We start from the raw sequence: 20,624 nt of genomic DNA, 5'->3' as shown, positions 1-20,624 counted from the left end.
GCGCGTTGCCTGCAGATTCAGAATATCGGCGACGCCACATGACGCATCTCCTGCTCGACAAAGTCTCGATTCATTATGAAGGCCAGCCGGCGCCGGCCGTCGAACGCGTGTCGATTGACGTCGCCAAGGATGACTTCGTTGTCCTGGTCGGCCGCTCCGGCTGCGGCAAGACCTCGCTGCTCAATGTCGCTGCGGGCCTGGTCGAGCCTGTGCGCGGCAGCGCCACGGTAGGCGGCAGGCCGATCACGGCGCCAGGCTCGGACCGCGCCGTCGTGTTCCAGAACGACGCGCTGTTTCCGTGGCTGACCGCGCGGGAAAATGTCGCCTTTGCGCTCAGGCTGCGCGGCGTCGGGCCAAGTGAACGGGCGCGGCGCGCCGATGCGCTGCTGGCGCTGGTGAAGCTCGACGGTGCCGGCGACAAGCGCATCTGGGAGCTTTCCGGGGGCATGCGCCAGCGCGTCGGCCTGGCCCGGGCGCTGGCGGCCGAGCCGCAATTCCTGCTGCTCGACGAGCCGCTGGGCGCGCTCGATGCGCTGACACGGGAACGCATGCAAACAACGCTGCTCGATCTGTGGACGGCAAGCAATGTCGGCGTGCTGATGGTGACGCACGGCATCGAGGAAGCGCTGGTGCTCGCAACCCGCATCATTGTGCTGGCTCCCGACCCTGGGCGGGTGGTGCGGAGTTTCGAAACCGGCTTCAGCCGGCGCTATGCAGCCGGCGAGGCCATTCGCAGCATCAAGGCCGATCCCGCCTTCGCCGCGGCGCGCGGCGAGCTGACCGATGCGATCTTCGAAGGAGAGGCAGCATGACCGTTACCTCCTATACCGAGCGGCCGCAGCGCTCCAAGGCCGACGACGGAGCCGACGCGCTGTCCGTGCCATGGTCGCGGTCGCGGCCGAGACGCAGCCGCGTTTCGGCCCGCATGGTCAGCGCGATCACTGTTCTGGTGGTGCTGGCGGCGTGGGCACTGTCGGCCCGCCTGCAATTGGTGTCGCCGGTTTTCCTGCCGTCGCCCGTGGCAGTCTGGAACAAATTTGTCGTCGTCGCCCGTGACGGCTTTGTCGACGCGACGCTGCTCCAGCATATCGCCGCCAGTCTGTGGCGGGTATTTGCAGCGCTGATCGCGGCCGTTTTCGTCGGCGTTCCCATCGGGCTGGCTATCGGCATCAGCATCATAGGGCGCGGCATCTTCGATCCGCTGCTCGAATTGCTGCGGCCGATCCCGCCGCTGGCCTATCTGCCACTAATCATTATCTGGTTCGGCATTGGCGAGCCGTCCAAGATCCTGGTGATTGCCATCGCCATGCTGGCGCCGGTCGCGCTGTCGACGGCATCGGGTGTTCGCGGCGTCTCGCAGGAACGCATCAATGCGGCACGCGCGCTTGGCGCGACCCGCACGCAGCTTGTCCGGCACGTGATCCTACCCAGCGCACTGCCCTCGATCCTGACCGGCCTGCGCATCGCGCTTGGCGCCGGCTGGTCGACGCTGGTTGCCGCCGAGCTGGTGGCGGCGACGCGCGGGCTCGGCTTCATGATCCAGTCCGCCGCCCAGTTCCTCGTCACCGACGTGGTGGTGATGGGCATACTGGTGATCGCGGCCATTGCCTTCGTGCTCGAATTCATCATCCGCAGGATCGAGCGGGTGCTCGTCCCGTGGGCGGGGCGGGAGTGACCGGATCGGAGACGTGACGATGCCCCATTCCACCGCTGTGCTGCTTGCGCGTTTCGGCCATTGGCTCCGCCTGATCAAGGCCGGAGACAAACAGCCGCCTGAGGACGAACGCAAAGCGCCGACGCCGGTGCATCTGGACGCGGAGCGCAACCGCTTACCGCCGCGCGACGAAAGTTTCTACTGGGGCTGGCAATACTGGTCGCGGTGACCGGCCGCCACAGGTCCGCTGTGCGCTGCTCTGGCGGGAGCCTGAGGATCGACGCCTGCTCAAACGCGCGAACGGTTCGCCCAGGCCAGGCCGGCCAAGCCAACCAGCGCGGTGACGATGCCGACATAGAGCCATTGCGACTGGCCGGTCATGAAGCTGCCGCCGATAAGGCCGATGCCTTGCAATGACCACAGCACGCCGATGGCGAGCACAATCAACGCCAGCAGATTTTTGATCAATCTCATTGCTAAAACTCCTTTCCAAGTCGATCATCGGCCGCGCTCCTGCCGGAATGGAACAGCGAAAGAAGCGGCCCGGTCAGGCCAACTTCTACTTAGATGCAAATCTCTGATCTTGTGCAAGACGTGCTGAGGTCGATGCGAAGATCATCAAAGAAGCTGTGCCTTGCTGCGGAAACTCTCTGACAAATTGTTTCGCACCGACTCCAAACGTGTAACATTGTCATGGAACCGACAGATCATTGCCGCATTTGCTGCCTCATTCGCCTCTAACCGCTGCGGGTCTGTCAACGGAGCCAGTCCCCAACACATGAACAAAAGCAACCAGACCGCGCTTGCCGCGGCCATGATCGCGGCTGGCCTGATGGTCGGCGCATCCACTGCCAGCGCCGCCGCTCAGTGCGGCCGTGCCTCCTGGTACTCACTGCATTCCAGAACCGCTTCCGGCGAACGCATGAACCCGTCGGCGCTGACCGCAGCGCATCGCAGCCTGCCGTTCGGCACCAAGCTGAAGGTGACCAACCGCAACAATGGCCGCAGCGTCGTCGTGCGGATCAACGATCGCGGCCCGTTTATCAGGGGCCGCGTGCTCGATCTGTCGAAGGGCGCCGCCAGCCAGCTCGGCTTCATCAGCTCGGGCCATACCGCCGTCTGCATGGCACGCGTCTAACAGTCAGAGCGCCAGGCCGGACACCTCCTCCGACGATCGCACCGATAGGCGTACCCTTGGCTACGCCTTCGCAGGTGCACATTGAGCCGGCTGTTGCCGTTGAAGGCGGATTCCCAACATCTTGGACGAAAGAATGAGCATAAATCACGCAAGTTGACGTATTGCATCGCAGCAAATTGTTGCTAACCTCCCGCAAGACAAGGCTCGGCGCTGCTCGTCGGCCCTTCGATCGCAGTCGGCAGCGGGGTTCTCGATGTTCTACCAGCTTTACGAACTGAACCATGCCGCCTTGCAGCCGGCCCGCCTCTATGCCGATGCGGTGCGCCTGTTCTACTCCAATCCGCTCAATCCGGTTTCACACACGTCCTGGGGCCGCTCGGTCGCGGCAACGGCCGAATTGTTCGAACGCACGACACGCCGCTACGGCAAGCCGCAATTCGGCCTGACCAAGACCGTGGTCGACTGGAAAACCGTCGAGGTCAGCGAACGCACCGTCTGGTCGCGGCCGTTCTGCAATCTGGTCCGTTTCGAGCGGGCTGTCCCGGCCGGGCGCCGGCCGGATCCGAAGCTGTTAATCGTCGCACCGATGTCGGGCCACTATGCGACGCTGTTGCGCGGCACGGCCGAGGCGATGCTGCCCTATGCGGACGTGCATATCACCGACTGGGTCGACGCCCGGATGGTGCCGCTTGCCGACGGCAGCTTCGACCTCGACGACTATGTCGACTACATTGTCGACATGCTGCATGCGCTGGGACCCGACACCCACGTGATGGCGGTGTGCCAGCCGTCGGTGCCGGTGCTGGCGGCGGTGGCGCTGATGGAAGCCAAGGGCGATCCTTTCGTGCCCTCGACGATGACGCTGATGGGCGGCCCGATCGACACGCGCCGCAACCCGACGGCGGTCAATTTGCTGGCCCAGGAAAAGGGCATCGACTGGTTCCGCGACAACGTCATCATGCGCGCGCCCTGGCCGGTGCCGGGCTTCGGCCGCGAGGTCTATCCCGGTTTCCTGCAGCTTTCGGGTTTCATGAGCATGAACCTGGATCGCCACATCATCGCCCACAAAGACTTCTTCATGCACCTGGTGAAGCATGACGGCGACAATGCCGAGAAGCACCGCGAATTCTATGACGAATACCTGGCGGTGATGGATCTGACGGCGGAATTCTACCTGCAGACCGTCGATACCGTCTTCGTCCGCCAGGCCTTGCCCAAGGGCGAAATGACGCATCGCGGTGTGGCGGTCGACCCTTCGGCGATCCGCAATGTCGCCCTGTTCACCGTCGAGGGCGAGAACGACGACATCTCCGGCCTTGGCCAGACCAAGGCGGCGCACGACCTCTGCATCAACATTCCGGCCGACAGGCACGCCCATTACATGCAGCCGGCGGTCGGCCATTACGGTGTGTTCAACGGCTCGCGCTTCCGCTCCGAAATCGTGCCGCGCATCGTCGATTTCATTACCAGCTACGGCCGCCAGAACCGTGTTGCGGTGAAGCCCAAGCTGGTCAGGACCGGCAAGAAATAGGCGACCAGCGATGATGCCCGTCAATCCGCATCAGGTCGGTCAATGCCAAAATCATCGGTTGGCGGGGCCGTGCGGCCGGTCGACCTGTTGCACAATAGTCGCGTTGGCGCCACGCAGGTAACCATGCCGCAAAAATCAATCCATCCTCATAATTGACACCGACTGTAAATACCCCTTAACGTTTCGTTAACAACAAGGGACAAGCGGGGACAATGATTTCCTCACCAATGGCGAGAACGCTACGCCTGTGCGCGCTGGCTGGACTTACTGTGGCGGCAGGTTGGGCCAGTTCGGCCTCGGCAGCCAGCCCGATGATAACAGGTGGTCCGACGTCGCAGCCGATCGGCCATTATGATTTCTGCAAGACCTACCCGTCGGAATGCTCGATCCGCCCGAAGGATCTGTCGCCCGCCAGCATGACCGGCTCGCTGTGGCGCAAGCTGCTCAGCGTCACGGTAAAGGTCAACGCCGCCGTCAAGCCTGAGAGCGACTTCGACATCTACGGCAAGGACGAGGTCTGGGCCTATCCCGACAAGGGTGTCGGCGACTGCGAGGACTATGTCCTGGAAAAGCGCCGTGAGCTGAACCGGCTGGGCGTCTCGTTTGCCGATCTGCTGATGACCGTCGTGCGCAAGCCGGATGGCGAAGGCCACGCCGTGCTGACGGTGCGCACCGACAAGGGCGACTACATCCTCGACAATCTGACCGACCAGGTCCGTTCCTGGGACCAGACCGGCTATCGTTTCCTCAAGCGGCAGGCGATCGACAATACCGGCCGTTGGGTCTCGATCCGCGGCGGCCAGCAGGTTCTGGTCGGCTCGGTCCAGTAACAAAGCAACTCATTTCGGCCGGTTCAGCGCGGCGCGGAGCGACGCAATGATGCGGCGAAGCTCGGCTTCGTCGAGCTTTTCGATGTTGTCGGCCAGGAGATTGGCAAGCTCGGTCGCCGCCGGGCTAAGGCCGGACGTGTCGAGCCTGACGCGCGGATGCGAGGTTTCGGCCAACCGCGCCAGTTCCTCGGCGTCGTCCCAAATGATGTTGAAATAGCCGATGATCTTCTGGATCAGCGTCCAGCTCGGCGCACCGCGGCGGCCGTGTTCGAGCGCCGAGAGATAGGCTGCGCTGACGCCGATCGCCTTGGCCATGTCCTTCTGGGTGACGCCGCGCTCGTTTCGCAGCACGCGAAGCTTTTCGCCGAACGGGGTCACGAGCACATCCTCATTGGCGCATCCTCATGGGCGCATCCTCAAGAGCGCGCCCGCCGCAGACGGACGTAAAGCGCGCCCGAGCCGCCATGATTGCGGGCGGCATGGTCGTGGCTGGAGACAAGGGGCCGGAAGGCGGGCGTCGACAGCCATGACGGCACGGCGCGTCGCAAGACGCCGTCGCCGCCCGACGAAGAGCCCTTGCCGGTGATTACCAGGACATAGCGGATGCCGCCGGCATGCGCCCGGTGCAGGAAGGAAAACAGCAGCGAATAGGCTTCGTCCTGGGTCAGGCCATGCAGGTCGACGCGGCCCTCGATCGGCAGCCGGCCCTTCGACAGCTTGTCCAGCGTCGGTTCGTCGAGTGCGTGGGAAACATGCTGCGCCTTCGGTTTCGCGACCGCGGCAGCATTGCCCGCGACCTGTGCCGGCGGCGGCACCTGCCTGGTTTCGTCGATCTCCGGCCCAAGCTTGGGAATATCGACGGCGATCTTGCCCTTCAGCGGCTTTGCCGTGCGCGCCACCAGGTTCCACAGGACCCGGTCGTCCTCGCTCAGCCTGTCGATGCGCCGGGTCATCGGTCTGCTCCTGAAACCAGCGGCCGGGGGATCAGCGCATAAAAATCGGCGGCGTTGCGGATAACGCCGGCGATCTCGCCGGCCGCATCGCCCGACCCAGCGAACAGATCGCCGCGGGCCGGCCCGATGATCGCTGAGCCGGTGTCCTGTGCGATCATCAGCCGCCGGAACGGTTTTTCGTCGAAGGCGGTCAGCGACGGCGCATCGATATGGAAGGGCGTGCCGAACGTGTGCAGCAGCCGGTCGACGGCGATCGAGCGGCAGGGTGTCAGCGGCACCTTGGCGGCAGCGACCGGGCCGAGCTCCGGGTCGTCGACGCCCATCTCGCGGAAGAAGATGTAGGAGCGGTTGCGCCAAAGGATCTCGTCGACGCGCTCCGGACGCGCCTTGAGCCAGGCACGGATCGACTGCATCGTCACTTTTTCCAGCGGGATCTCGCCTTCGTCGCTCAGGATCTTGCCCGGTCCGGTAAAGCGCTGGCCGGATTTGGCGGCATAGGTGACGCGGCAAAGCTCCCCGTCGGTCATGTTGAGCCGCGCCGCGCCCTGCACGTGGATGAAGAAGGCATCGACCTTGTCGGCGAGCCAGGCGATTTCCAGGCCTTGTCCAGCGAGCGCGCCGCGTTCGATCTCGCCGCGGTCGAAATATTCGACCGGGTCGTTCGGCGCCGCACGAGCGAAGGCAAGATAAGGATCCATGCCGGAAGGACGATTGCCATCGTCGATGTCGACAAGGTCGGCCGGGCGGGTTAGCAACGGCACTGAAAATCGTCGCGTGCGCACCGGCGAGGCGTCGACCTCCGGCTCGTAGAAGCCGGTGACGAGGCCTGGGCCGCCGTTTTCCGCCCCTATATGGGCCGGCACAAAGTAGCGCTCGAAGAAGCTTCGGGCCTCCAACCGATTCGCCGGCGAAACGGTGCGCGCTGCGGCATAGGCTTCGGCAAAGGCGCCGAAATCGACGCCGAGCGCGCCGGAGCGGTAGGGTTTCGTCAGGACATGAAAGGCCGAGCGGCGAAAGGCGTCAAAGGCAGGGAGTTGGTCGTCCTCGTCCCAGCCCGGCAATTCGCCAAAGGACTTTTCGCTGAAGACTCGAGAAAGCGACACGACAGCCCCCGCCGCCGTCCAGTTCAGTCTTCTTCTTCGGTGGCGACGAGCTTCCAGTTCGGATCGCGCGAGCGCGCGTCACGAGCGAAGGTCCAGACGTCCTTGACCTCGGCGACGGTCTCGGGATCGCCGTCAATGACGGCGCCGGCCTTGTCGCGGGTCGCTGAAATCAGTTCGCTGACAATGCGCAGCGTGATGTGCGCCTCGCTGCCCTTCATCTCGGCCGAAACGATGTCGGCCTTGTCGATGCCGACGAAGGAGGACTGGATTTTTTCGGCTTTTGCCTCGCGGTCGCCGATGGCCGCGACAAAGCCGTCATAGACCTCGCGCGACAAAAGGTTCTTCAAGGTTTTGCGGTCGCCATCGGCGTAGGCCATGACGATCATCTCATAGGCCATCTTGGCGCCGTCGACGAAGGTCTTCGGGTCGAAGGTCGGATCATTGTCCTTGATCGCCCGCAGGCCCCGGTTGAGATCTGTGTCGGGCTTGGCAAAGGCGTCGATCGCCGTATAGGCATCGGCCGCCGGCTCTCCCGCCAGCCGCTTGCGCGGCAGCGAAACCACGTTCTCGGGTTTCTGGGCGGCATCCTTGTCGTTCTTGCGCCCTGCCGTATATGGATCGAAGGGCGGGCGTTCGTTGCCCGTGCGTCGGCCAAGCACGTTGCGCAGCTGGAAGAAGATCACCACCGCCGCAATCAGAAAGAAAATTGTGCCGAAGTCGAAGAAGCCCATATCTTGCGCCAATCAATCCCTGCTTTGGCCGGACCAGCGGCCAAGCAAGGGCCGCGATCACATAGCGTTCAGTATCCAAAGCATATAGAACGCATGGCGCAATCATTCAAATCAAAGGCAGCCATACCTATCTAACAGCTCTGGTGCCAGCGGCGATTGCTCGCCGGCCGGCAAAACATCGAAACGATCGGTCAAGATTTGCGTATCTCGCTGCTTCCCCTGTTTGTTCTTGCGCTTCCGCTGCTGGAGATAGCCGGTTTCGTCATTGTCGGCCGCCAGATCGGCGCGCTGGCGACGGTCGGGCTGGTGCTGGCCTCGAGCGTCGCCGGCGCCTTGCTCCTTCGACACCAGGGTTTTGGCGTCATGGCCAGGGTCCGTGCCGAAATGGATGCCGGCCACGATCCGAGCCGCCAGCTTGCGCACGGCGCCATGATCGTTCTGGCCGCGATCCTTTTGATCATCCCCGGCTTCATCTCGGATATTTTCGGCATTCTACTGTTCCTGCCACCGGTGCGCGATCTTGCCTGGCGGATGCTGAAAGGCCGCATCGTGCTGGCCACCGATTTCGGCGTTGGTTTGCGGGCAAGGCAACGCGGCAAGACCATCGATCTCGACGACGGCGACTATTCGCGCGCCGACGACCATGCGCGCGGGCCTGACTCTCCCTGGCGCCGCCTCAAGGACGAGTAGCCGCAAGGCAACCGGCGTCTTTTGCAAACTTGTCTTGTCGTGCCGGCCATGATAGCGAACGCCCGAATTTCAATCCGGTCAGCAACGCTGCCCAGGCAAAAGGATCACAGCTTATGGCCAGCAACGACGACGCCCCGACCGGCGCAGCCAACGGTAATGGAAATGCGGAGCAGCCTTCGCTCAACGTGCTTGCGCAATATGTGAAGGACCTGTCCTTCGAAAGCCCCGGCGCGCCAAACTCGCTGCGCGGCCGCGACAAGGCCCCCGGCATCGCCATCAACGTCAACGTCAACGCCAACCCGCTTTCGGACAAGCAGTTCGACGTCAATTTGACGCTGAATGCCAAGGCATCGTTCGACCAGGAAGTGCTGTTCAATGTCGAACTGGTCTATGGCGGCGTCTTCTCCATCAGCGGCTTCCCGCAGGAGCACATGCTGCCGATACTGTTCATCGAATGCCCGCGGCTGCTGTTCCCGTTCGCCAGGCAGATCATTGCCGAGGCAACGCGCAATGGCGGCTTCCCGCCGCTGATGCTCGACCCGATCGATTTCGCGCAGATGTTCCAGCAGAAGCTGGCCGAGGACCAGGCCGCCGCCAAGGTCAAGGTGAGCTGAAGGCGTTTGTGTCTCGATAGCGTTTGAGAAACCCGGCCTTGCGCCGGGTTTTTTTATGAGCCGCTGGCGGGACAGTGCCCCCTCTGGCCTTCCGGCCATCTCCCCCTTAAGTGGGGAGATCGGAACTTCACGTCAGCCTTCGCCAATCCTTCATCGTCGCAGGAATGAGCGAGGCGCTGGGACTGCCAATCTTTCCCACTGAGGGGGAGATGCCAAGTGGTGGCTAAAAGGGCAGGACAGAGGGGGCGACGGATCACTCCGCTCAAAATCACTATGCCGCGGAACTCGCTTCCCGGCCGATGCGCAGCCAAAGCGCCTTTTCGCCGAGGCTGCCAACCATGCCCGCGTGTGCTGCGCGCTCGGCATCGGTCAGGCGCGAGGGCAAGGCGATGGGCCTGACGCCGATCGAAATGTCGATATCGTCGACATTCTGTCGTCCGCCCGCCGGCGTCATGATGCTGTCGAGGATGAGGCTGGCCTGCTTGCCGCCGATAAGCTCGATATAGACCTCGGCCAGCAATTCAGAATCGAGCAACGCGCCATGCTTGGTGCGACGGCCATTGTCGATGCCATAGCGGCGGCAGAGCGCGTCGAGCGAATTGGGACCCATTGGATGCTTGCGGCGCGCCAGCGCCAGCGTGTCTACGATCCGTCCCGGATCGATGGCCGGATGACCAAGCCGGCCGAATTCGAGGTTGAGGAAGCCGATGTCGAAGCCGGCATTATGGGCGACCAGCTTGGCGCCGTCGATGAAGGCCAGGAACTCCTCGGCGATCTCCATGAAAGTCGGCTTGCCCTGAAGATCGGCGGCGCTGATGCCGTGCACGGCCTGCGCCTCGTGATGAATCGGGCGGCCTTGTGGGTTGATGTATTTGTGGAAGGTGCGGCCGGTCGGAAAGCGGTTGACCAGCTCGATGCCGCCAAGCTCGATGACGCGGTCCTCGCGCGTGTCGAGGCCGGTGGTTTCCGTATCGAAGATGATCTCACGCATCGAATCAGTCCATTGGTTCCGCGTCATTCTAGCCGAATCACACCCGGAACAAAATGGCAACAAGTAATGTGGGCTGCAAGCCTCTTAACCCGGACTGGCTGCTTTATCCCCGACTAGTTCGGCGACGATCGCATTGACAGCCGCGCGGGCGGCGTCAAAGCCCTGGCCGGTGTCGACGACGAAGTCGGCGCGCCGGCGCTTTTCGGCGTCGGGAACCTGCCTGGCCAGGATCGACGCAAACTTTTCCTCGCTCATGCCCGGGCGCGCCAGCACGCGGGCGCGCTGGATCTCGGCCGACGCGGTGACGACCACAACCTTGTCGACGCGATCGCGGCCGCCGGTCTCGAACAGCAGCGGTATATCGAGCACGGCAAGTGGCGCGCCGGCGGCACGATTTTGCGCCAGAAAGGCATCGGCGTCGGCACGGACCAGCGGATGGATGATCGCTTCCAGCCGTTTCAGCGCGGCGGCATCGCCGAGCACCCGTTCGGCCAACTTTGTGCGATCGACCGCACCGGATCGGGTGGTCCCGGGAAAGACCGCCTCGACCATGGGGGCGGCCTTGCCGGCATAGAGGCGATGCACGGCCTCGTCGGAATCATGGACCGGCACGCCGGCCTCGGCAAACATCTTTGCCGTGGTCGACTTGCCCATGCCGATCGATCCGGTGAGGCCGAGCACGATCATGGCTTCGCGCCGATATCGGCAATGATCATTTGCCGCAGTTCGGCGGTGACCTGCGGCCTGGTGCCGAACCAGCGCTCGAAGCCGGGCACCGCTTGGTGCAGCAGCATGCCGAGCCCATCGACGGTCTTGAGGCCGCGCGCGCTGGCTGCGGCGAGCAACGGCGTTTCCAGCGGAACATAAACGATGTCGGTGACGATGGCGCGGTCGGGCAGTCTGCCCGGATCGGCGGACAGGCCTTCATTGCCATGCATGCCGAGCGCTGACGTGTTGACCAGCAGGCCGGCATCTTCGAGCAACTCGCCGGTCGCCGCCATGCCATGGGCGGAGACGCCGGCACCGAAGCGGTCGCGCAGCTCCTGCGCCCTCGCAAGCGTCCGGTTTACGATGCGGATATCGTTGACGCCGCGTTGCTTCAGCGCATGGATGACCGCGCGAGCGGCACCGCCGGCACCGAGCACAACGGCCGGGCCGTCGGCCGCCCAACCCGGTGCATACTCGTCCAGATTGGCGGCAAAGCCATGGGCATCGGTATTGCCGCCCCACAATTCGCCATCCTCAAACCACAGTGTGTTGACCGCACCGATTTGTTCGGCCGCGTCGTCGCGGCGCGCCGCCAATGCGAAGGCGGCCTCCTTGTGCGGGATGGTGACGTTGCCGCCGCTATAGCCTTGTGCCTGCAGCGTTTGCAGGAATTCGGCAAACGCTTCTGGCGCAACGTCAATGGCCTCGTAGACGCCGTCGATGCCGTATTTCGCCAGCCAGTAGCCGTGGATCTTCGGTGACCTGGAATGGCCGATCGGGTGGCCGGTGACGAAGGCTTTTTTCGAGGCCTCAGCCATCGATCGCCCCGAGCTCACGCAGCTTGGCCAGCACCGGCAAAAGCGGCAGGCCAACAATGGTGAAGTAGTCGCCCTCGATCTTTTCGAACAGCTGGATGCCCTCGCCTTCGATCTGGTAGGCACCAACGCTGGACAACGCCTTGGCGCCGACGCGCGCCAGATGGCGGCCGATGAAGGCCGGATCGAGCTTGCGCATGGTCAGGCTGGCGATGCCGACATGCCGCCACAGAACCTGGCCGTCACGGGCCAGCACGACGGCGCTGTTGAGATGATGCGTCTTGCCCGACAACGCCAGCAGATGACGGCGTGCGCCTTCCATGTCGGCCGGCTTGTGGAACAGCTCGTCGCCGAGGGACAGCGTCTGGTCGCAGCCAAGCACCAGGGCGCCGGGCTTGCGCTCACTGACTTCGGTGGCCTTGGCCTCGGCAAGCACCAGGGCGACGTCCTCCGGCGACACGCCACTATTTTGCAGCGGCGCCTCCAGCGCACGTTCGTCGACAGAAGCCGGAACCGCTTCGACCACAACTCCGGCATTGACAAGCAGCGCCTTGCGGAACGGGCTGCCCGAGGCCAGGATGATTTTTTCGGCCATTTTTTTCGCCCCCGTTCCTGGCGCTCACTAGGGTGTGTCGAGATTCAGGTCAGGCCGAGCCGAAAATAGTGGTTTCCGAGAACCGGAGCGGAGCGTACTTTTCGTACGTGAGCACCGGAAGCGCAGGAAGCCGCCGTTTGTAGGCCGGCATCACCTGAATATCACACGCCCTAGCGCGTCTTGCCGCGCAGGGCAACGATAGCCGCCGCCGTCTCCTCGATCGAACGGCGGCTGACATCGATCATCGGCCAGCCATGCCGTGTGCAGATCTGGCGGGCGTAGGCGAGCTCTTCGGCGATCGCGGCGCGGTCGACGTAATCGGTCGGCTCGTAGGCGCTGTTGCCGAGAACGCGGTTCTGCCGGACCTGGGAGATGCGCTCGGCAGTGGCGATCAGGCCGACGATCAGTGGCCTCCTGGCGTAGACCAGGCTTTCCGGCACCGGCACGCCGAGCACGATCGGGATGTTGGCGGTCTTGATGCCGCGATTGGCGAGATAGATGCTGGTCGGCGTCTTCGAGGTGCGTGAGATGCCGACAAGCACGATGTCGGCATCGTCCATATTGGCCGGCAGCTGGCCGTCATCATGCTCCATGGTGAAATTGAGCGCGTCGATGCGGCGAAAATATTCGGCGTCCAGCACATGCTGGGCGCCGACGCGGCGGCCGGCCGGCGTGCCGAGATAGGACTGGAACACCGTCAGCACCGGCTCCAGTACCGAGACGCAAGGCAGGCCCATCGCCGCGCAGCGTTCATCGATGCCACGGGCAAGCTTCTGGTCGACGACGGTGTAGAGGATGATGCCCGGCTCCTCCTCGATGTCCTCGAACACTTTCGTCACCTGTTTTTCGGTGCGGATGAGCGGGTAGATGTGTTCGATGGCGCGCGCATCCTTGTATTGCGCGGAAGCGGCGCGGCCGGCGGCCAGCAGCGTTTCGCCGGTGGCGTCGGAAATCAGGTGAAGGTGAAAGAAGCTCTGCGGTTTGTTCACAGGATACATTCCAGGCTGTGGGCCGATGTGGATAAGCCGGGCGGAAAACTCGGCCACCGCCAAGCGACTGTATCAGATGCCGGTTTGTCCACAATTCGATGTGCTGTCGGCTTCTTCGGGCGGTTGGGGACAAGTCCGGGGACGGAGCTTTTTGCCTTCGCTTCATCCACAGGGGCAAGTTCCTTGGCCTGGCGGCAACGCATTGACTCCAGTCGGAAATTCCCGGCTTTCCACAAAGTCCTGCAATCCCGTTGGAGAAGCGCGCGACAATATGCTGGCTGGTCTTTTCCAGGGCAAAGCGGGACAGGAGACAACCACCACAACCAACAGACTCTTAGAATCATAAGATTCCTAAAAATAGAATATTTAATTATAGGGAAGCCTGGAAAGGCGAGCGCTCAATGCCTCAAGACCGGATCGTGCTGGACGTGTTGAGAGGCAAGGCAGCGTTTCCGCCGCCGCTCTGGATTATGCGCCAAGCCGGCCGCTATCTGCCGGAATACCGGGAGACGAGGAGACGGGCCGGATCGTTCCTCGATCTTTGCTACGACCCGGATCTCGCCGTCGAAGTGACGCTGCAGCCGATCGAACGCTTCGGCTTCGACGCATCGATCCTGTTTTCCGATATCCTTGTCGTGCCGCATGCGCTCGGCCGCGACGTGCGCTTCGAGGAAGGACGCGGCCCGCTGTTGACGCCGATCTCGGCTGCGGAGATCGAGGCTCTCGACGGCGAAACGTTTCACGTGAATCTCGAGCCGGTCTACGAGACGGTGCGGCGATTGCGCGCCAGACTGCCTGATGAAACGACGCTGATCGGCTTCTGCGGTGCGCCCTGGACGGTGGCGACCTACATGATTGCCGGCCACGGTACGCCCGACCAGGCGCCGGCCAGGCTGTTCGCCTATCGCGAGCCGGCGGCCTTTCTTCGGCTCCTGAAAGTGCTCGCCGATCATTCGGCTGCCTATCTGATCCGGCAGATCGAAGCCGGCGCCGACGTGGTGCAGATCTTTGATTCGTGGTCCGGCGTGCTCGACGAAGCGTCTTTCGAGTTGTTCTGCGTCCGGCCGGTGGCCGAGATTGTCCGGCAGGTGAAGGCTGTCCATCCCGACGTTCCGATCATCGGCTTTCCCAAAGGCGCCGGAGATCACTACTGGAGCTATCGCCAGACGACCGGCGTGACCGGGCTGGGCCTCGACTGGACCGTGCCATTGTCGACTGCGAAGGAATTGCAGCGTGACGGCGCCGTGCAAGGCAATCTCGATCCGCTGCGGCTGGTGGCCGGCGGCAAGGCGCTTGCCGACGGCGTGGGGGCGATCCTGAAGGTGTTAGGGGACCGGCCGCTGATCTTCAACCTCGGCCACGGCATCACGCCGGAGACGCCGCTCGCGCATGTCGAGCAGATGGTCAAACTGGTGCGGAGCGCGTCGTGACGATGATGGGCGCAGACAATGCGAACAGCACGAACAGCGGTAGCGGGGCGACGCGCCGCGCGGCAATCGCGATCGCCATTTTCCTCGTGCTGGCCGGGCTGCTGTTTCTCTTCGGGCCCGATGATTTCTATCCCTGGGCAAAGGCGATCCATGTGATTGCCGTCATCTCCTGGATGGCGGGCATGCTCTATCTGCCGCGCTTGCTGGTCTATCATGCCGATGCCGAAAAAGGCTCCGTCCAGTCGGAGACCTTCAAGGTAATGGAGCGCCGCCTGCTGCGCGGCATCATCAATCCGGCGATGGTGATTACCTGGGCGTTCGGCCTGTGGCTCGCCTGGAAAGGCTTTGGTTTTCAAGGCGGCTGGCTGCATGCCAAGATCGCTGCGGTGGTGGGTCTGTCGGCCGTGCATGGCTATTTCGCCGGCGCCGTCCGGAAATTTGCCGAAGACCGCAATGAAAAACCGGCAAGGCACTGGCGGATCGTCAATGAGATCCCCACCTTGCTGATGGTCGTCATCGTCGTCCTGGTTATCGTGAAACCATTCTGACGTATTCGGTGCCCGCAAAAGGCGGCTTGCTCTTTCACCCGACCGACGATAAAAGACGGGTCTTCCTTCCCGTCATGCGCCGCCCGTCATCGCTTTCGGCCGCGCCCGGCATTTGTCGCATCCCGCCGATATTTTTCCCAAAGCTCATTCAGAGTCCGTCCATGCAAGAAATGAAACTCACCGAGTTCAAGAACAAGAAACCACCAGAGTTGATCGCCTATGCGGAATCGCTCGAGGTCGAGAACGCCAGCGTCATGCGCAAGCAGGAGCTGATGTTCGCGATCCTGAAGAAGCTGGCGGCACAGGATATCGAGATCATCGGCGACGGCGTCGTCGAAGTGCTGCAGGACGGCTTTGGCTTTCTGCGCTCGGCCAACGCAAATTATCTGCCAGGTCCCGACGACATCTATATTTCACCCTCGCAGATCCGGCGGTTTTCGCTGAAGACCGGCGATACGGTTGAAGGCCCTATCCGCAGCCCGAAAGAGGGCGAGCGCTATTTCGCGCTGCTCAAGGTCAACACAATCAATTTCGACGATCCGGAAAAAATCCGCCACAAGATCCACTTTGACAACCTCACGCCGCTCTATCCGACCAAGCGGCTGAAGATGGAGATCGACAATCCGACCACCAAGGACATCTCGCCGCGCGTGATCGACCTGGTCGCGCCGATCGGCAAGGGGCAGCGTGCGTTGATCAATGCGCAGCCGCGCACCGGCAAGACGGTTCTCATGCAGAACATCGCCCACTCGATCACCGCCAACCATCCGGAATGCTATCTGATCGTGCTTCTGATCGACGAGCGGCCGGAGGAGGTTACCGACATGCAGCGCTCGGTGAAGGGCGAGGTGATCTCGTCGACCTTCGACGAGCCGGCGGTACGCCATGTCCAGGTTGCCGAGATGGTGATCGAAAAGGCCAAGCGCCTGGTCGAGCACGGTCGCGACGTGGTGATCCTGCTGGATTCGATCACGCGTCTCGGCCGCGCCTACAACACCGTCGTGCCGTCATCCGGCAAGGTGCTGACCGGCGGTGTCGACGCGAACGCGCTGCAGCGGCCGAAGCGCTTCTTCGGCGCCGCCCGCAACATCGAGGAAGGCGGCTCGCTGACCATCATCGCCACCGCGCTGATCGACACCGGCAGCCGCATGGACGAAGTCATCTTCGAAGAGTTCAAGGGCACCGGCAACTGCGAAATCCAGCTCGACCGCAAGGTGGCCGACAAGCGCATCTATCCGGCCATGGACATATTGAAGTCCGGCACCCGCAAGGAAGACCTGCTGGTTTCCAAGCAGGATCTGCAGAAGATCTTCGTGCTGCGCCGCATCCTGGCGCCGATGGGAACTACCGATGCCATCGAGTTCCTGATCGACAAGCTCAAGCAGACCAAGACGAATGCGGACTTCTTCGATTCGATGAATACGTAGGGTTGGGGGCTGGCCGTTGCCTTCGTCATCCTCGGGCTTGGCCCGAGGATCCATGCCGTGAGCTCTACCGGAGAAAGCAGCGGAGCAGAATTTGCGCCGTTGCAGCGCGCGAAAGTCACGGCATGGATCCTATGGTCTGCGCTGCGTCGCTTCACTCCTTGCTTCGCCATAGGATTACGAATCCTATCTTCGGCGCAATAACCCTTCCAGCTCTTCAGCTTCCGTTACCACCGGCAGGCAGACCTGCCCCGTGCACAGCCAGGCGCCGGGCTCGGCCGTTGGCGGCAGGACGCCGCCCGGCAAGGCCGGCAGATTTGTCGCCGAGCCAACAGGCACGACGATGTCCACCCGACGTGGGTCCGGATTTCGATTCGCAACCGGAACAAGCCTTGGATTCTCGGGTTTATCCACGATCACCAGTTTCAGCGGTTCGAGCGCCAGGGCACAGGCATTGACGATTCCTGCCTGGCCATAGGGCTGGTGCTCCGCCCGCCCGGCCGCATGCTCGGCGACTGTCCAGGCTTTTTCCCAGAGTTCGAGATCGCCGGTCAGCGACGACAATCGGACCATGGCTTCGATGATCTGCCCAGTGGCGGAAGGAATGGCCTCGTCGACATCGCCGCGGATGCGGATCGGCACATCCGTGCTGTTCGATGCGGTCAGATAGTAGCCGGTCTTGTCGCTGTACCGGTGCCAGAGATCGAGTTGCTCAATGAAGTTCCCGGCGCGATCGATATAGTCGGGATTGCCGGTCGCCTCGAACAGCGAGACCGCCGCATTGGTCATGGCGGCATAGTCGCTCGAAAGAGCCGGGAACAGCCTCTTTGCGCCGAGCATGGAATGCGACAGACGGTTATCGCGCCCGGCAGCCGCAATGGCGGCAAAGGCTGCTGCCGCCGCTACGATCCAGTCGGATCGGCCAAGCGATCGCCCGGCCTCTGCAAGCGCTGCGATCATCAGACCATTCCAGTCGGTCAGTGCCTTGCCGTCACGCCCTGGCCGGATGCGCTGTGCCCTCGCCGCGAGCAATTTTTCTTTCAGCGGGACGAGCTGTTGGCGGTCGATCACACTTTGCGTCTGCTGGGCTTCTGTCTGGCGGATGATCGGCTTGCCCTCCCAGCCGTGCGGGTCGGCAAGTGTGAAGTAGTTGAAAAACAATGCTGATTCGTCATCAAGGGCAAGCTCGACCTCATCCTTGCTCCAGGTATAGAACAGCCCTTCTTCCCCTTCGCTGTCGGCATCGAGACTGGCAGCGAAGGCACCGCCCTCGACCCGCATTTCGCGCAACAGCCAGGCAATCGTCTCTTCGATTCGCAACCGGAACAATTCCTTGCCAGTTGACGCATAGGCCCAATTGCACAGCCGGACGAGTTGGGCATTGTCGTAGAGCATCTTTTCGAAATGCGGCACCAGCCATTCGGCGTCGGTCGAGTAGCGACTGAGGCCACCGCCGACATGGTCGTAGATGCCGCCGGCCAGCATCTTTTCGAGGCTGAGGAGAACGGCGTCACGATGGGCTGCGGTGCTGTCGCGCAGCCAGGACAGCCAGAGGCTCTGCATGAACGGCGCGTTGGGGAATTTGGGTGCGCCGCGCAGGCCGCCCAGCTCGCGGTCGATCATGCCGTCAATGCCGTTGGCGAGCTTCGCTAGCGTGTCGCTGTCGAGTACGGCCTTGGCATGGCTGCCCGCCAGCCGCGCCTCGACATGCGTAGTCAAACCGTCGGCGCTTTGGTTAACGCTTTCTTTCTTCTCCCGCCAAGCCTTGTCGACCGCCTCCAGCACCTGGACGAAGCCCGGGCGCCCGTAGCGGGCTTCGCGAGGGAAGTATGTGCCGCCCCAGAACGGCTTGCCGTCCGGCGTCAGGAACATGGTCAGCGGCCATCCGCCCTGCTCGCCCATCGAGGACAGCGCCGCCATGTAGATCTGGTCGATGTCGGGGCGCTCCTCGCGGTCGACCTTGATATTGACGAAGAGACGGTTCATGACGGCGGCGACGCCGTCGTTCTCGAAGCTCTCATGCGCCATGACGTGGCACCAGTGGCAGGCAGCGTAGCCGACTGACAGCAGGATCGGACGCTGCAGCGCCTGTGCTTCGGCCAGAGCGGCAGGCGACCATGGCCGCCAGTGCACCGGATTGCCGCTGTGCTGCTGCAGATAGGGACTGGCCTCTTCGGCAAGCAGGTTTTGTGCAGGCAATGTCACGGCGCAACTCGATGGTGGATTGAACAGGCATAGCTAGGGCGCTTCGGCAGAGCGGGCAAATGATTTCAAAAGACTCCATCGTGGCACTGTCGAGCGGGCGCCTGCCGGCCGGCATTGCGGTGATCCGAATTTCGGGGCCGCAGAGTCGATTCGTAGTCGAAACGATTGCCGGATCGGCCGTGCCGAACCGCGTTGCTAGCTATCGCAAGTTACGGGCGCCGGACGGATCGGTGCTGGACAGCGGCCCGGTCGTCTTCTTTGCCGGTCCCGACAGTTTTACCGGCGAGGACGTTGCCGAGTTCCATGTGCATGGCGGACGCGCCGTCGTGGCGAAGATGCTGGAAACGATCACCTCCTTCGACGGCGTCAGGCATGCCGAGCCGGGTGAATTCACCCGCCGCGCCTTTGTCAACGGCAAGCTCGATCTGGTCGAAACCGAGGCGCTGGCCGATCTCATCAATGCCGACACCGAGGCGCAGCGGCGCTTTGCCGTGCACAATGCCGAAGGCGTGCAGAGCGAACTCTATCTGGGCTGGCGCCGACGGCTGATCCACGCCCGCGCGATGATCGAGGCCGAGATCGATTTTGCCGACGAGGACGACGTGCCGGGTTCGGTCGCCGACACAGTCTGGTCCGACGTGCGGGCCATGATCGCCGAGATCGAGCGCCATGTCGCCGGCTTCCGCGCTGCCGAAATCATTCGCGACGGGTTCGAAGTCGTCATCCTCGGTGCGCCGAATGCCGGCAAATCCAGCCTGTTCAACGCTCTGGCGCGGCGCGAGGCGGCGATCGTCACCGATGAGCCGGGCACGACCCGCGACCTGCTCGAGGTGGTGCTGGACCTCGAAGGGGTGCGGGTCCGGGTAACCGACACCGCCGGTCTGCGCGAGGCGCCCGGCAAGATCGAGGCGATCGGCATCGAGAAGGCCAGGGCCAAGGCGCACAGTGCGGACCTGCTGTTGCTGCTTGAGGATATGGCTGAGCCAATGGCGATCGGTGTGCTGCCGGGCGCCATTCCGGCGCTGAGGGTCGGAACGAAGGTTGATCTTCTGAGGGGCAAATCACCCTCGCCCGCGGCGCACTGCGATATCGCTATCTCGACGCAGGACGGCACGGGAGTGGCCGAATTGCTGGACGAGATCGGGCGGCACGCCGCAGCGCAGATCGGCCAGGCCGGCGATATCCTGCCGTCGCGGCTGCGGCACGTCGAGCTGCTCAATGAGACAAAACGCTTCCTGCTTGCGGCAGCGGCAAGTAGTGACCGCGGACAGGAATTGCGCGCCGAGGAACTGCGCCTGGCGGCGGATCGGCTCGGACGGATCGTCGGCGCGGTCGATGTCGAGGATATGCTCGACGTGATCTTTTCGCAATTCTGTATCGGCAAGTGACTCACGTGAAACATTGGGAAGAATACGCCCCAGTGATTCACGTGAAACGCTGGGCGGTCAGTGGAGGGCATTGTTTCACGTGAAACGATTCGCTGTGCAAATGTCGCAGGTGCTGCAGGTTGAGGGGTTAGTGCGGCTCTCGCCTTCTCCCCGTGTGGGCCTGTTGCGTAATTCGCTGATTGTGATTCTCTGAGGTGGACGGTCTGAGGGAATCGCGATGGCAGTGAAGCAGACGGGCCAGTTGAGCTTGGCGGAGGCTTTTCTAGGCACCAAGCTTGTGGGCGGCA

The 20,624-nt window shown here is 63.0% G+C and carries 23 protein-coding genes; 12 read left to right on the top strand and 11 right to left on the bottom strand.

What is annotated here, in order from left to right; translation table 11 throughout:
• Positions 1-38: 38 nt before the first annotated feature.
• Genes NKH91_RS28220 through NKH91_RS28210 form a run of 3 tightly spaced genes read left to right on the top strand, consistent with a single transcriptional unit; the run spans position 39 to position 1,883 of the window.
• Complete coding sequence (locus tag NKH91_RS28220; protein ID WP_352481338.1) at positions 39-812, top strand: taurine ABC transporter ATP-binding protein; 774 nt, start codon at positions 39-41, stop codon at positions 810-812.
• On the top strand, positions 809-1,675 hold the full coding sequence (locus tag NKH91_RS28215) for an ABC transporter permease subunit (protein ID WP_352481337.1): 867 nt from the start codon (positions 809-811) through the stop codon (positions 1,673-1,675). Before NKH91_RS28220 ends, NKH91_RS28215 begins: the two co-directional genes overlap by 4 nt.
• A 19-nt stretch (positions 1,676-1,694) precedes the next feature.
• Positions 1,695-1,883, top strand: a complete 189-nt coding sequence (locus NKH91_RS28210) for a hypothetical protein (RefSeq protein WP_023718773.1) — start codon at positions 1,695-1,697, stop codon at positions 1,881-1,883.
• 59 nt (positions 1,884-1,942) lie between these two features.
• On the opposite strand, the gene NKH91_RS28205 is transcribed toward NKH91_RS28210, so the two are convergent.
• Positions 1,943-2,128: a hypothetical protein gene (locus tag NKH91_RS28205; protein ID WP_023718772.1), complete on the bottom strand. Its 186-nt coding sequence runs from the start codon at positions 2,126-2,128 to the stop codon at positions 1,943-1,945.
• A 304-nt stretch (positions 2,129-2,432) separates the two neighbouring features.
• Between NKH91_RS28205 and NKH91_RS28200 the strand changes: the two genes are divergently transcribed.
• The 3 genes from NKH91_RS28200 to NKH91_RS28190 all read left to right on the top strand — a co-directional run bounded on the left by NKH91_RS28200 (position 2,433) and on the right by NKH91_RS28190 (position 5,153).
• The gene (locus NKH91_RS28200) at positions 2,433-2,792 is read left to right on the top strand and encodes a septal ring lytic transglycosylase RlpA family protein (protein WP_352481336.1); all 360 of its coding nucleotides are present in this window, start codon (positions 2,433-2,435) and stop codon (positions 2,790-2,792) included.
• A gap of 253 nt (positions 2,793-3,045) precedes the next feature.
• A complete protein-coding gene (locus NKH91_RS28195; RefSeq protein WP_352481335.1) occupies positions 3,046-4,323 on the top strand; it encodes a polyhydroxyalkanoate depolymerase in 1,278 nt (425 codons plus the stop codon).
• A gap of 212 nt (positions 4,324-4,535) precedes the next feature.
• Positions 4,536-5,153: a transglutaminase-like cysteine peptidase gene (locus tag NKH91_RS28190; protein ID WP_023718769.1), complete on the top strand. Its 618-nt coding sequence runs from the start codon at positions 4,536-4,538 to the stop codon at positions 5,151-5,153.
• Positions 5,154-5,162: 9 nt separating this feature from the next.
• On the opposite strand, the gene NKH91_RS28185 is transcribed toward NKH91_RS28190, so the two are convergent.
• The 4 genes from NKH91_RS28185 to NKH91_RS28170 are packed head-to-tail and all read right to left on the bottom strand — an operon-like array spanning position 5,163 to position 7,940.
• On the bottom strand, positions 5,163-5,531 hold the full coding sequence (locus NKH91_RS28185) for a helix-turn-helix domain-containing protein (protein ID WP_352481334.1): 369 nt from the start codon (positions 5,529-5,531) through the stop codon (positions 5,163-5,165).
• Between the two features lie 38 nt (positions 5,532-5,569).
• Complete coding sequence (locus NKH91_RS28180; RefSeq protein WP_352481333.1) at positions 5,570-6,106, bottom strand: Smr/MutS family protein; 537 nt, start codon at positions 6,104-6,106, stop codon at positions 5,570-5,572.
• Positions 6,103-7,209, bottom strand: a complete 1,107-nt coding sequence (mltA, locus tag NKH91_RS28175; protein WP_352481332.1) for a murein transglycosylase A — start codon at positions 7,207-7,209, stop codon at positions 6,103-6,105. The genes NKH91_RS28180 and mltA overlap by 4 nt, the downstream gene beginning before the upstream one ends.
• A 23-nt stretch (positions 7,210-7,232) precedes the next feature.
• Positions 7,233-7,940 (bottom strand): Tim44/TimA family putative adaptor protein, encoded by a 708-nt coding sequence (locus NKH91_RS28170; protein WP_023718765.1) that lies wholly within the window; start codon positions 7,938-7,940, stop codon positions 7,233-7,235.
• A 198-nt stretch (positions 7,941-8,138) separates the two neighbouring features.
• On the opposite strand from NKH91_RS28170, the gene NKH91_RS28165 reads away from it, so the two are divergent.
• Positions 8,139-8,630 carry an FxsA family protein gene (locus NKH91_RS28165; protein WP_023718764.1) on the top strand — a complete coding sequence of 164 codons (492 nt, stop codon included), beginning with the start codon at positions 8,139-8,141 and terminating at the stop codon, positions 8,628-8,630.
• Between the two features lie 113 nt (positions 8,631-8,743).
• On the top strand, positions 8,744-9,244 hold the full coding sequence (secB, locus tag NKH91_RS28160) for a protein-export chaperone SecB (RefSeq protein ID WP_023718763.1): 501 nt from the start codon (positions 8,744-8,746) through the stop codon (positions 9,242-9,244).
• A 271-nt stretch (positions 9,245-9,515) separates the two neighbouring features.
• Here secB and dnaQ read toward each other — a convergent pair whose 3' ends face one another.
• From dnaQ to NKH91_RS28135, 5 genes are all read right to left on the bottom strand, one after another.
• A complete protein-coding gene (dnaQ, locus tag NKH91_RS28155; protein ID WP_023718762.1) occupies positions 9,516-10,235 on the bottom strand; it encodes a DNA polymerase III subunit epsilon in 720 nt (239 codons plus the stop codon).
• Positions 10,236-10,319: 84 nt separating this feature from the next.
• Positions 10,320-10,922, bottom strand: coding sequence for a dephospho-CoA kinase (gene coaE / locus NKH91_RS28150; protein WP_352592217.1), 603 nt, complete (start codon positions 10,920-10,922; stop codon positions 10,320-10,322).
• Positions 10,919-11,761, bottom strand: a complete 843-nt coding sequence (locus NKH91_RS28145) for a shikimate dehydrogenase (RefSeq protein ID WP_352885424.1) — start codon at positions 11,759-11,761, stop codon at positions 10,919-10,921. The genes coaE and NKH91_RS28145 overlap by 4 nt, the downstream gene beginning before the upstream one ends.
• Positions 11,754-12,353: a Maf-like protein gene (locus NKH91_RS28140; protein ID WP_352481329.1), complete on the bottom strand. Its 600-nt coding sequence runs from the start codon at positions 12,351-12,353 to the stop codon at positions 11,754-11,756. Before NKH91_RS28140 ends, NKH91_RS28145 begins: the two co-directional genes overlap by 8 nt.
• Positions 12,354-12,523: 170 nt before the next feature.
• Positions 12,524-13,342: a pyruvate, water dikinase regulatory protein gene (locus NKH91_RS28135; RefSeq protein WP_023718758.1), complete on the bottom strand. Its 819-nt coding sequence runs from the start codon at positions 13,340-13,342 to the stop codon at positions 12,524-12,526.
• A gap of 401 nt (positions 13,343-13,743) precedes the next feature.
• Here NKH91_RS28135 and hemE point away from each other — a divergent pair, with 401 nt between their 5' ends.
• The 3 genes from hemE (at position 13,744) to rho (ending at position 16,747) form a co-directional block, all read left to right on the top strand.
• Positions 13,744-14,772 (top strand): uroporphyrinogen decarboxylase, encoded by a 1,029-nt coding sequence (hemE, locus tag NKH91_RS28130; RefSeq protein WP_352845441.1) that lies wholly within the window; start codon positions 13,744-13,746, stop codon positions 14,770-14,772.
• A 5-nt stretch (positions 14,773-14,777) separates the two neighbouring features.
• Positions 14,778-15,320: a protoporphyrinogen oxidase HemJ gene (gene hemJ, locus NKH91_RS28125; protein WP_084642637.1), complete on the top strand. Its 543-nt coding sequence runs from the start codon at positions 14,778-14,780 to the stop codon at positions 15,318-15,320.
• Between the two features lie 161 nt (positions 15,321-15,481).
• Positions 15,482-16,747 carry a transcription termination factor Rho gene (gene rho / locus NKH91_RS28120; protein WP_023718755.1) on the top strand — a complete coding sequence of 422 codons (1,266 nt, stop codon included), beginning with the start codon at positions 15,482-15,484 and terminating at the stop codon, positions 16,745-16,747.
• 183 nt (positions 16,748-16,930) lie between these two features.
• Here rho and NKH91_RS28115 read toward each other — a convergent pair whose 3' ends face one another.
• On the bottom strand, positions 16,931-18,949 hold the full coding sequence (locus NKH91_RS28115; protein WP_352845440.1) for a thioredoxin domain-containing protein: 2,019 nt from the start codon (positions 18,947-18,949) through the stop codon (positions 16,931-16,933).
• 59 nt (positions 18,950-19,008) lie between these two features.
• Here NKH91_RS28115 and mnmE point away from each other — a divergent pair, with 59 nt between their 5' ends.
• A complete protein-coding gene (mnmE, locus tag NKH91_RS28110; protein ID WP_352845438.1) occupies positions 19,009-20,337 on the top strand; it encodes a tRNA uridine-5-carboxymethylaminomethyl(34) synthesis GTPase MnmE in 1,329 nt (442 codons plus the stop codon).
• Positions 20,338-20,624: the final 287 nt, after the last annotated feature.

It is taken from the genome of Mesorhizobium sp. M0894 (assembly GCF_040319725.1).
Lineage (GTDB): Bacteria > Pseudomonadota > Alphaproteobacteria > Rhizobiales > Rhizobiaceae > Mesorhizobium.
The sequence above is the reverse complement of the archived record's forward strand: the minus strand, read 5'-3'. Positions and strand labels throughout refer to the sequence as shown.

Coding starts and splice junctions, on each gene's coding strand:
- NKH91_RS28220 (WP_352481338.1), top strand. CDS start 39: ATGACGCATCTCCTGCTCGACAAAGTCTCGATTCATTATGAAGGCCAG.
- NKH91_RS28215 (WP_352481337.1), top strand. CDS start 809: ATGACCGTTACCTCCTATACCGAGCGGCCGCAGCGCTCCAAGGCCGAC.
- NKH91_RS28210 (WP_023718773.1), top strand. CDS start 1,695: ATGCCCCATTCCACCGCTGTGCTGCTTGCGCGTTTCGGCCATTGGCTC.
- NKH91_RS28205 (WP_023718772.1), bottom strand. CDS start 2,128: ATGAGATTGATCAAAAATCTGCTGGCGTTGATTGTGCTCGCCATCGGC.
- NKH91_RS28200 (WP_352481336.1), top strand. CDS start 2,433: ATGAACAAAAGCAACCAGACCGCGCTTGCCGCGGCCATGATCGCGGCT.
- NKH91_RS28195 (WP_352481335.1), top strand. CDS start 3,046: ATGTTCTACCAGCTTTACGAACTGAACCATGCCGCCTTGCAGCCGGCC.
- NKH91_RS28190 (WP_023718769.1), top strand. CDS start 4,536: ATGATTTCCTCACCAATGGCGAGAACGCTACGCCTGTGCGCGCTGGCT.
- NKH91_RS28180 (WP_352481333.1), bottom strand. CDS start 6,106: ATGACCCGGCGCATCGACAGGCTGAGCGAGGACGACCGGGTCCTGTGG.
- NKH91_RS28170 (WP_023718765.1), bottom strand. CDS start 7,940: ATGGGCTTCTTCGACTTCGGCACAATTTTCTTTCTGATTGCGGCGGTG.
- secB (WP_023718763.1), top strand. CDS start 8,744: ATGGCCAGCAACGACGACGCCCCGACCGGCGCAGCCAACGGTAATGGA.
- dnaQ (WP_023718762.1), bottom strand. CDS start 10,235: ATGCGTGAGATCATCTTCGATACGGAAACCACCGGCCTCGACACGCGC.
- coaE (WP_352592217.1), bottom strand. CDS start 10,922: ATGATCGTGCTCGGCCTCACCGGATCGATCGGCATGGGCAAGTCGACC.
- NKH91_RS28145 (WP_352885424.1), bottom strand. CDS start 11,761: ATGGCTGAGGCCTCGAAAAAAGCCTTCGTCACCGGCCACCCGATCGGC.
- NKH91_RS28140 (WP_352481329.1), bottom strand. CDS start 12,353: ATGGCCGAAAAAATCATCCTGGCCTCGGGCAGCCCGTTCCGCAAGGCG.
- hemE (WP_352845441.1), top strand. CDS start 13,744: ATGCCTCAAGACCGGATCGTGCTGGACGTGTTGAGAGGCAAGGCAGCG.
- hemJ (WP_084642637.1), top strand. CDS start 14,778: ATGGGCGCAGACAATGCGAACAGCACGAACAGCGGTAGCGGGGCGACG.
- rho (WP_023718755.1), top strand. CDS start 15,482: ATGCAAGAAATGAAACTCACCGAGTTCAAGAACAAGAAACCACCAGAG.
- mnmE (WP_352845438.1), top strand. CDS start 19,009: ATGATTTCAAAAGACTCCATCGTGGCACTGTCGAGCGGGCGCCTGCCG.